The sequence below is a fragment of the Streptomyces sp. NPDC092952 genome (assembly GCF_044754785.1).
Classification (GTDB): domain Bacteria; phylum Actinomycetota; class Actinomycetes; order Streptomycetales; family Streptomycetaceae; genus Streptomyces.
In genome coordinates, this window is the sequence record NZ_JBIVPT010000028.1 from 56132 (window position 1) to 65282 (window position 9151).

9 protein-coding genes are annotated in these 9151 nt (G+C 72.7%); 8 read left to right on the forward strand and 1 reads right to left on the reverse strand.

The genetic code is table 11. The features are described 5' to 3' along the window. Positions 1-17: 17 nt before the first annotated feature. The 5 genes from ACIQGQ_RS34465 (at position 18) to ACIQGQ_RS34485 (ending at position 6161) form a co-directional block, all read left to right on the forward strand. Positions 18-1388 (forward strand): serine hydrolase domain-containing protein, encoded by a 1371-nt coding sequence (locus ACIQGQ_RS34465; protein ID WP_402403746.1) that lies wholly within the window; start codon positions 18-20, stop codon positions 1386-1388. A gap of 1 nt (position 1389) precedes the next feature. After that, entirely contained in the window at positions 1390-2535 is a 1146-nt protein-coding gene (locus ACIQGQ_RS34470) for a M20 family metallopeptidase (RefSeq protein ID WP_402403748.1), read from the forward strand. Beyond that, positions 2532-3389, forward strand: a complete 858-nt coding sequence (locus ACIQGQ_RS34475) for a GNAT family N-acetyltransferase (protein WP_402403750.1) — start codon at positions 2532-2534, stop codon at positions 3387-3389. The genes ACIQGQ_RS34470 and ACIQGQ_RS34475 overlap by 4 nt, the downstream gene beginning before the upstream one ends. Then, positions 3386-4492, forward strand: a complete 1107-nt coding sequence (gene menC, locus ACIQGQ_RS34480; RefSeq protein WP_402403753.1) for an o-succinylbenzoate synthase — start codon at positions 3386-3388, stop codon at positions 4490-4492. The genes ACIQGQ_RS34475 and menC overlap by 4 nt, the downstream gene beginning before the upstream one ends. Before the next feature lie 64 nt (positions 4493-4556). Then, positions 4557-6161, forward strand: a complete 1605-nt coding sequence (locus ACIQGQ_RS34485; protein ID WP_402403755.1) for a PucR family transcriptional regulator — start codon at positions 4557-4559, stop codon at positions 6159-6161. 15 nt (positions 6162-6176) lie between these two features. On the opposite strand, the gene ACIQGQ_RS34490 is transcribed toward ACIQGQ_RS34485, so the two are convergent. Beyond that, positions 6177-6716 carry a CGNR zinc finger domain-containing protein gene (locus ACIQGQ_RS34490; protein WP_402403758.1) on the reverse strand — a complete coding sequence of 180 codons (540 nt, stop codon included), beginning with the start codon at positions 6714-6716 and terminating at the stop codon, positions 6177-6179. A gap of 117 nt (positions 6717-6833) precedes the next feature. Between ACIQGQ_RS34490 and ACIQGQ_RS34495 the strand changes: the two genes are divergently transcribed. The 3 genes from ACIQGQ_RS34495 to ACIQGQ_RS34505 form a co-directional block, all read left to right on the forward strand. Further along, positions 6834-7733, forward strand: a complete 900-nt coding sequence (locus ACIQGQ_RS34495; RefSeq protein ID WP_402403761.1) for an EamA family transporter — start codon at positions 6834-6836, stop codon at positions 7731-7733. Positions 7734-7790: 57 nt separating this feature from the next. Continuing rightward, a complete protein-coding gene (locus ACIQGQ_RS34500; protein WP_402403763.1) occupies positions 7791-8003 on the forward strand; it encodes a hypothetical protein in 213 nt (70 codons plus the stop codon). Between the two features lie 689 nt (positions 8004-8692). Next, positions 8693-9151, forward strand: a 459-nt coding sequence (locus tag ACIQGQ_RS34505) for a transposase (protein WP_402403769.1), incomplete at its 3' end; no start/stop codon positions are given.

The window sequence follows — 9151 nt, forward strand, 5'->3', positions numbered from 1 at the left end:
GGAAACCGGAGCACGACATGACCGAAACCACCGAGCTGTCGGCCCGCTGGACCACCCGGCTCACCGAACTCGCCGCCCGACGCTCCGTGCCCGGCGCCGGTCTCGCGGTGCTGCACCGCGGCGAGATCGTCGCGGAGACCGCCGTCGGCCTCGCCAACACCGGGGCGGGGATCGGGGCGACCACCGACACCCTCTTCCAGGTCGGCTCGATCACCAAGGTCTGGACGACCACGGTGGCCATGGCCCTGGTCGACGAGGGGGTGCTCGACCTGGACACCCCCGTCGTCTCCGTACTCCCCGAACTGCGCCTGCACAACGACGAGTTGACCCAGAAACTGACGCTCCGCCACCTCCTGACCCACACCAGCGGCATCGACGGCGACCTCTTCACCGACACCGGGCGCGGCGACGACTGCCTGGAGAAGTACGTCGCGCTGCTGGGCGACACCCCGCCCAACCACCCGCTCGGCGCCACCATGTCGTACTGCAACGCGGGCTTCACCCTGCTCGGCCGGGTGCTGGAGGTCGTCACCGGCGTCCAGTGGGACGAGCTGATGCGCGAGCGCCTGTACCGGCCCCTCGGTCTGACGCACACCGCGACCCTGCCGGAGGAGGTGCTGCGCTTCCGCGCCGCCATCGGGCACCTGGGAAGCCCGCCGGCGCAGGCCCCCCTGTGGGGGCTGATGCGCTCGGCCGGCCCGGCCGGACTGATCTGCTCCACACCGCGCGAGGTACTGGAGTTCGCCCGGCTGCACCTCGCCGGGGGAACCACCGCGGACGGCACCAGGATCCTCTCGGCGGAGTCCGTCGCCGCCATGCAGACCCCGCAGGTCGAACTGCCCGACCCCTACATCCTGGGCAACGCCTGGGGGCTCGGCTGGTTCCTGGACGCCTGGGACGGACAGCGGGTGTACGGACACGACGGCGGCACGATCGGGCAGAACGCCTACCTGCGGGTCCTGCCCGAGGCCGAGCTGGCGATCTGCCTGCTCACCAACGGCGGCGACACCTCCGGTCTCTACCGGGACGTGTTCTCGGAGCTCGTCCGGGAGCTGGCCGGGGTGACGATGCGCGCCGGCATCCGGCCCGCGGCCGAACCGGTGGCGGTGGACCCGGCCGACCACGTCGGCGTCTACCAGCGGCTCTCCAGCAGGATCGAGATCGTGGAGCGGGACGGCGGCCTGGTGATGCTGGACCGGATCACCGGCCCCCTGGCCGCTCTGGCCCCCGAAACGGAGAACGAGTACGAGCTGCACCCCGTCGAGCCGGGCGTGTTCGTCGTCCGGCGCCCGGGGTTCGAAGCCTGGGTCCCGGTCGTGTTCCACACGCTCGCCGACGGCACTCCGTACCTCCACCACGGTGGCCGGGCCACCCCCAAGGTGGGCTGACATGACCGGGATCGTCACCGCCCTGGAGGCCGGGCTGCCGGGACTGCTCGCCGACATCGGGGAGCTGGTCCGCACCGAGTCGCCCAGCGAGGACCTCGCCTCGGTCGTCGACTGCGCCCGGGTCGTCGCCGGGCTCGGCACCCGGCTGACCGGTGCGGCGCCCGAGTGGGTCGACGGCTCGGGACGGCCCGCCCTGCGCTGGCGCTTCGGCTCCGGCGACCGGGTGCTGCTGCTCGGCCACTTCGACACGGTGTGGCCGGTGGGTTCCCTCGCCCGGCACCCCTTCGAGGTGTCCGGCGGGCGGCTCACCGGACCCGGCTGCTTCGACATGAAGGCCGGTGTGGTGCAGCTGTTCCACGCCCTTTCGGTCCTGGACGACCTGGACGGGGTCTCGGTGCTGCTGACCGGGGACGAGGAGATCGGCGCCCCGACCTCGCGCACCCTCGTCGAGGACGAGGCCCGGCGGACCGGTGCCGTACTCGTCCTGGAGGCGAGCGAGGGCGGCGCGCTGAAGACCGCGCGGAAGGGGATGTCCGGCTACGAGCTGACCGTCGCCGGACGTGCCGCGCACGCCGGTCTGGAGCCCGGCAAGGGCGTCAACACCACTACCGAACTCGCCCACCAGGTCCTCGCGTTGTCCGCCCTCGCCGACCCGGCGGCCGGCACCACCGTGACACCGACCGTGGCCGCCTCCGGCACCACCCGCAACACGGTGCCCGACACGGCCCGGCTGATGGTCGACGTACGCGTGGCCACGGCCGCCGAACAGGACCGGGTGGACCGCGCCGTACGCGGCCTCGCACCGGTCCTCGACGGCGCCTCGCTCGCCTTCTCCGGCGGCCCTGACCGGCCGCCGCTGCCGACGAGTGCGTCGGCCGGGCTGTTCGAACTCGCCCGGGGCCACTACGCGGAGCTGGGCCTCGGCCCGCTGCGCGGCGTGGCGGTCGGCGGCGCCTCCGACGGCAACCTCACCGCCGGAGTGGGCACCCCCACGCTCGACGGCCTGGGCGCCGTGGGCGGCGGGGCGCACGCGGACGACGAGCACGTGGTCGTCGCCGAACTGCCCCGCCGCACGGCGCTCGTGGCCCGCCTGGTGGCCTCGCTGCTGCGCGGGGCGCCCGCCGCCCCCGGCCGGGTGACCCCGTGAACGGTGCGCAGGAGGCCGCCGCGACGGCCGCCGCGGAGCGGGCCGCGCTCCGTGCGGGCGTCACCGTCCGGGAGCTGCACGAGCTGGACGAGATGCACGAGGCGTGCCGGGTACTGGACCGGATCTGGCGGCCCGATCCCGGGAAGCCGCTGATCACCCCGGAGCTGCTCCGGGTCTTCGCGCACTCCGGCAGCTATGTCGTCGGAATCGACCAGGGCGGCCGGATGGCCGGATTCTGCCTGGGCTTCCTGGCCAGCGCCGGACTGCACTCGCACATCGCCGGGGTGGACGGCAGCGTCCGGGGCCGCAACGCCGGCTTCGCGGTCAAGCAGCACCAGCGGGCCTGGGCTCTGGAGCGCTCCATCACCACCATCACCTGGACCTTCGACCCGCTGATCAGCCGCAACGCCTACTTCAACCTGGCCAAACTGGGCGCGGAACCGAGCGAGTACCTGGCCGACTTCTACGGGGCCATGCGGGACGAGGTGAACGCCGGGACCGAGACGGACCGGCTCCTGGTGCGCTGGGAGCTGACCGGCGAGCCCGCCGTCGCGTCCGCCGCGGGCCGCCCCCGCGCCGTCACCGTCGACGGCACGGGGACCCGCACCGTGGTGGCACTGGACGCCGGGCCCGACGGCCGCCCCGTCGTCGGGCGGCAGGACGGCGACACCGTCCTGGTCCGGATCCCCGCCGAGGCGGAGGAACTGCGCCGGACCGACCCGTCCCTGGCCCGCGAGTGGCGGTACGCGCTGCGCGAGGTACTCGGCGGCCTGATGGCCGAGGGACACACCGTCACCGGATTCACCCGGGACGGCTGGTACGTGATCGACAGACGTCAGGAGAGTCAGCCATGAAGCTCACAGGGGTGGAACTGCGCCGGATCGCGATGCCACTGGTCGCGCCCTTCCGGACCTCGTTCGCCACGATGACCACCCGGGAGATCCTGCTGGTCAGGGTCGAGACCGAGGAGCACGAGGGCTACGGCGAATGCGTCACCATGGCCGATCCGCTGTACTCCTCGGAGTACACCGCGGGCGCCGCGGACGTGCTGCGCGACTATTTCGTGCCCGCCCTCGCCGCCCTGCCGTCGCTCGACCCGTGGGCGGTCGCCCCGGCGCTGGCCGCGTTCAAGGGCCACCGGATGGCCAAGGCCGCGCTGGAGACCGCGGTCCTCGACGCCTGGCTGCGCTCCCACGACCTGTCGATGGGCCAGTGGCTGGGAGCGACGGCCGAACGGGTGCCGGCCGGGGTGTCGGTCGGCATCATGGACTCGGTCCCCGCACTGCTCGACACCGTCGACGGTTATCTCTCCGAGGGCTATCTGCGGATCAAGCTGAAGATCGAACCCGGCTGGGACGTGGCACCCGTGCGCGCGGTCCGGGAGCGCTTCGGCGACGACGTGCGGCTCCAGGTGGACGCCAACACCGCGTACACCCTCGCCGACGCCGCCCAGCTCGCCCGGCTCGACCCGTACGGGCTGCTGCTGATCGAGCAGCCGCTGGACGAGGAGGACGTCCGGGGCCACGCGGAACTCGCCCGCCGGATCCGCACCCCGATCTGCCTGGACGAGTCCATCGTGTCCGCCCGTTCGGCGGCCGACGCCCTCGCGATGGGCGCCTGCTCGGTCGTCAACATCAAGCCGGGGCGGGTCGGCGGCTATCTGGAGGCCCGGCGGATCCACGACGTGTGCGCCGCCCACGGCGTCCCCGTCTGGTGCGGGGGGATGCTGGAGACCGGTCTGGGCCGCGCCGCCAACGTGGCCCTCGCCGCGCTGCCCGGCTTCACCCTGCCCGGCGACACGTCCGCCTCCGACCGGTACTACCGGACCGACATCACCGAGCCGTTCACACTCCGCGACGGCCATCTCGACGTGCCCCGCGGACCCGGCATCGGGATCTCCCCCCTCCCCGGGCAACTGGCCGAGGTGACCGAGTCGACGGAGTGGATCGGCCGATGACGGACCCCGGAACCAGCCCGTCCGCACCCGCCGCGCCCCCTTCGCGATCAACTACCTTGTGATCATGGAGGAACAGCCGCGGGCCGTTCTCGGCCGGATCCTCAACGATCTCGGTTCGACGCTGATCGAAGTGGTGGCCGGGGAGGCCGACCCGGCCCGTGCCGTCACGGGGGTGCTGATCCAGGACCCCCGTGACGAACCGGCGAGGCTGCCCGGCGCGGTGGTGCTCGGCGTCGGTGTGTACGGTGCCGGGCCGGTCGCCGCCCTGGTCGACACGGCCGCCGGACTGGGCGCGGCGGCCGTGGTGGTCCGCTCCCCGGTCCCGGTGTACGGCCCCGTCTCGAAGGCGGCGGCCCGCACCGGCGTGACCGTGCTGGGCCTGACGCCGGGGGCTTCCTGGGCACAGGTGGCCGCGCTGCTGCGGTCGCTGCTCGCGGTCGACGAACTGGGCACGGTGGGCGGCCCGGACGAGGCCGACGGTGCCGAGCCGCTCGCCGGAGACCTGTTCGCCCTGGCCAACGCGACGGCCGGGCTGCTGGACGGCCCGGTCACCGTGGAGGACCGCGGCGGCCGGGTGCTGGCCTTCTCCAGCCGGCAGGACGAGGCCGACCCCGACCGGATCGCGACCGTACTGGACCGTCAGGTGCCCGCCGAGAAGCTGCGCGCCCTGGAAGAGCTCGGCGCCTTCCAGGCCCTGTACCGCAAGGAGGAACCCGTCTATGTGGACGGCATCGCGGACAAGCCCCGGGTAGCGATCGCCGTCCGCGCCGGCGGCGAGGTCCTCGGCTCGATCTGGGTCGTGGTCGACGGGCCGCTGAGCGCGGACCGGACCCAGGCCCTCCACGAGGCGGCGAAGGTCGCCGCCCTGCACCTGCTGCGCCGCCGCACCGGCGCGGACGCGGAGCGCCGGCTCCGCGCCGATCTGCTCGCCACCGTCCTGGACGGCGGCACGCACGCGCCGCAGGCCGCCGTCCGCCTCGGCCTCTCCGCCCAGCCCGCCTGCGTACTGGCACTCGCGGTGACCGGCGAGCAGTACGAGCCCGACCGGGTGGCCGCGGGCCACCGCGTCGCCGAGGCGCTCGCCCTCCACCTGGCCGCGATCCACCCCCGCACCGCCGCCGCCACCCTCGGCCAGGTCACCTACGCGGTCCTGCCCACCGGTTCGGACGAGCAGGGGCTGCGGGTCGCCGAGGCGTTCCTCGGCCGGATCGGCGACCGGGTGCCCGCCGTCATCGGGGTCGGCCGGCTCGCCGCCCGCCCGGTGGAGCTGCGCCGCTCGCGGGCCGACGCGGACCGCGCGCTGCGGGTCCTCGGCTCCGGCCGCACCCGGCGCAGGGCCGCCCGGCTGTCGGACGTCTACGCCGCCTCGCTGCTGGAGGAGCTGACGGACCGGATGGCCGCCGAGGACGATCTGCCGGACGGCCCCGTCATACGACTGCTCGCCTACGACACCGAGCACGGCACGGCCCTCACCGAGACCCTGGACGCCTGGCTGAGCACCTTCGGCGACGTGCCCGCCGCCGCTGCCGCCGTACACGTCCACCCCAACACCTTCCGCTACCGCCTCAAGCGGCTGGCCGCGGTCGCGGACATCGATCTCGACGACCCGGAGGCGCGGTTCGAGGCGATGCTGCAACTACGGCTGCGCCCACCGCGCCCCCGGCCGTGATCCGCCGGACACGCCTCAGCGGGTCGTCGGTGTCGCGTCTCCGTGGCGTCGCTCCCGGTGGCGGGCCACGGCGTCGTTGTTGGCGCAGCGCACCGAGCAGTAGGTGCGTCTGCCGTTGCGGGAGGTGTCGACGAAAGCCAGGGCGCAGTCGCGTCGTGCGCAGCGTCCCAGCCGCTCGGCGTCGGCGGAGCAGATGACGTAGGCGAGTCCGGCCGCGGTGATGGCGCGGATGTGCGCGGCCGGGTCCGCGCCGGTGGCGCTGTAGTGCAGGTGGGGCCGTCCGTCGTGCAGAGAGATACGGGGGCTGCTCGACGCGTCGGCGAGGAGCGCGTTGACCGAGGCGCACCGCTCGTCGAGGTTCTGCCGCCCGAAACACGCGGCCAGGCGCCGGCTCCATGTCCAGACGGCCTCGGCCTGCGCGGTGGTGAGCGTGCGGTTCACCACGCCGTGCGCGGCCAGGAGCGGTTCCAGGTCCGCGGGGTGGGGTGCCGCGGTCAGGTTGACCAGGCCGGCGGCGAGTCGGGCGGCTTCACCGCCGTAATGGTTGAACTGCATAAGACGATTACATCATCGTATGCCCCGGGCCCGGTACCGGGGCGACGGACCATGGCGCCGTACGACCTCGGGTGGCCCGCCGGACGACACCGGGCACGACGAGTTCACGGAGGCACGATGGTGCAGGCTGCCCGCCTGTCGCGGCAGGGGTCCGCGACGGCGCCGGCGTTGATGCTGGTCCAGATCGCCAGCCTTCAGGCGGGGTCGGCCGTCGCGAAGGAGGCGTACGCATCCGTCGGCCCCTCCGCCCTGGCCGGTATGCGGCTGTGCTTCTCCGCCGTGATCCTCTGGCTGCTCGTCCGGCCGTCACTGCGGAAGGTCACAGCGACGCAGTGGCGTGCGGTGATCCCGCTCGGCCTGGTCCTCGCGGCCATGAACGTGGCGTACTTCCAGGCCATCAGCCACCTGCCGATCGGCGTGGCCGCGACCGTGGAACTGCTCGGCCCGCTCGCCCTGTCGATCGCCCTGTCCCGTCGGCTGGAACATCTCGTGGTGGCGCTGCTGGCGCTGGCGGGCGTCCTGCTGCTGGCGGGCCCGGGGGCCTCGCTGTCCGCTGTCGGGCTGGCGCTGGGAGGCGCCGCCGCGCTGTGCCGGGCCGGGTACGTGGTCCTGAGCCGACGGGTCGGACGGCTGTTTACCGACTGGACTGGCCTCTCATTGGCGCTGGCCTGCGGCGCCTGCGTCCTGACCCCGGTCTCCGCCGTCACGGGCGGCGCCGCGGTGGCGGCCCACCCGGCCGTTCTCCTCACCGGCCTCCTCGTCGCCCTCCTGTCCTCGCTGATTCCGTACGCACTGGACATGACGGTGCTGCGGCGCATCGACACCCGCGCCTTCGGGGTGCTCCTCGCGCTGAGCCCCGCCGTGGCGGCGACCGCCGGTTTCCTTCTGCTGCACGAGCAGCTGACCGTACGCCAACTGGCAGCCGTGGCCCTGGTCGTCCTGGCCGGTGCCTGGTCGGTGCGGCGGACCGGAGGACCTGCTGCGGCGGAGGCCCGCACCGGCACCCCTGACAGCTGAACTCTCCCGCCGATGTAATGGTTGAAGTGCAATAGACAGTGACAGCATGTTGGTGGCATGACACCCGTACCCTCGGCCGCCGTCGCACCGGCACAGGACCGCTGCCCCGTCTGCCATGAGCCGACGGAGGGGGAGGCGCGGTGGTGGACGCTACGGTCCCGCCACCGCACGTCCGAGGGCGAGGTCGAGTACTGCACCGGTGGCTGCGGTTGCCTCGTCGTCCTGGTCGACGGGGAATTGGTCAAGGCTCTTCCCGCCGGCCGTCGGTGACGTACGAGCGGAGCCGTCGGCAGCAGGGATCGTCGTGACCCGCTGAGCCCGGTCGAGGACACCGGCCCCGACTGGTCCCCAGGAATGATCAAGGGCCGGTGTCGGATTGCTCCGAAACCGGCCCTGATCTGCGACTGTCTCCAGTCGGGACGACAGGATTTGAACCTGCGACCCCTTGACCCCCAGGAGTGGGGGTCAAGGGTATTTTCTGGATATAGCGGATCTAATCCGGGCGCGAGTTGTGCGTGTAGGCACGCATCGTGCACCACTGCGCGTAGCGTGTGGTCCCCAACTGGTCCCCAGGTGGCCGCGGGCGCCGTGATGTCTGTGAAGCCCTCCACCACGAATCGTTGCCGAGAAATATCGAGGGCACCCGTGCCAAGCTGAAACGCCTGGTCAAGCTCGACGTCCTCACCGAGGCCGAGACCGGCAGCTTCACCAGGAAGCGGTAGCCGACGAACACGGCGACCAGCAGCCCTTTCCCAGCCGCATCCCGAAAGGGACATCACCTCGCGAACCGCCCTCTCACCATCTGGATGGCCGCCCGCCACTACCCCGGACGGCCAACCAGACAGGTCACCGACTTCTATTGATCCGAAACGCTTTGAGTTCAGGCTCGTTGATGGAACGTGAGTGATCTGGTGGGGGATGCGCGGGCCTGGTCGCCGGACGCGCAGGGGGCCGTGCGGTTGCTGGCGGTGTCCGCGCTGGTGGAGGGCCGGGGCCGGGCAGAGGTCGCCGCTCTGTTCAAGGTGTCGGTCAAGGCCGTGGACAACTGGTGGGCGAAGCGGCAGGTCGGCGGCCGGGACGCACTGCTGTCGTGCCCGCGAGGCCGTCGCGTGGGCGAGCATCAGGTCCTGTCCGAGGCCGAGCAGGTCGCCGTCCGGCAGGCCGTCCTCGACCACACCCCCTGTGACCTGGGGCTTTCGGGTCAGCTGTGGACGCGCAGGCAGATAGGTGAGCTCATCTTCACGCTGTACCGGGTCCGGTTCACCGAGCCCGGCATGGGCAAGTACCTCAAGCGCCGGGGGCTGACCTTCCAGCGTCCGGACAAGCGGGCGGTCGAGCAGGATCCGGAAGCGGTCCGAGTCTGGCACGAGGAGACCTGGCCGGCGATCCGGGCCAGGGCGAAGGCGGAGAACGCCGAG

Excerpts from the sequence above, each read along its gene's own strand:
- ACIQGQ_RS34465 (WP_402403746.1), top strand. The coding sequence starts at position 18 with ATGACCGAAACCACCGAGCTGTCGGCCCGCTGGACCACCCGGCTCACC.
- ACIQGQ_RS34470 (WP_402403748.1), top strand. The coding sequence starts at position 1,390 with ATGACCGGGATCGTCACCGCCCTGGAGGCCGGGCTGCCGGGACTGCTC.
- menC (WP_402403753.1), top strand. The coding sequence starts at position 3,386 with ATGAAGCTCACAGGGGTGGAACTGCGCCGGATCGCGATGCCACTGGTC.
- ACIQGQ_RS34485 (WP_402403755.1), top strand. The coding sequence starts at position 4,557 with ATGGAGGAACAGCCGCGGGCCGTTCTCGGCCGGATCCTCAACGATCTC.
- ACIQGQ_RS34490 (WP_402403758.1), bottom strand. The coding sequence starts at position 6,716 with ATGCAGTTCAACCATTACGGCGGTGAAGCCGCCCGACTCGCCGCCGGC.
- ACIQGQ_RS34495 (WP_402403761.1), top strand. The coding sequence starts at position 6,834 with ATGGTGCAGGCTGCCCGCCTGTCGCGGCAGGGGTCCGCGACGGCGCCG.
- ACIQGQ_RS34500 (WP_402403763.1), top strand. The coding sequence starts at position 7,791 with ATGACACCCGTACCCTCGGCCGCCGTCGCACCGGCACAGGACCGCTGC.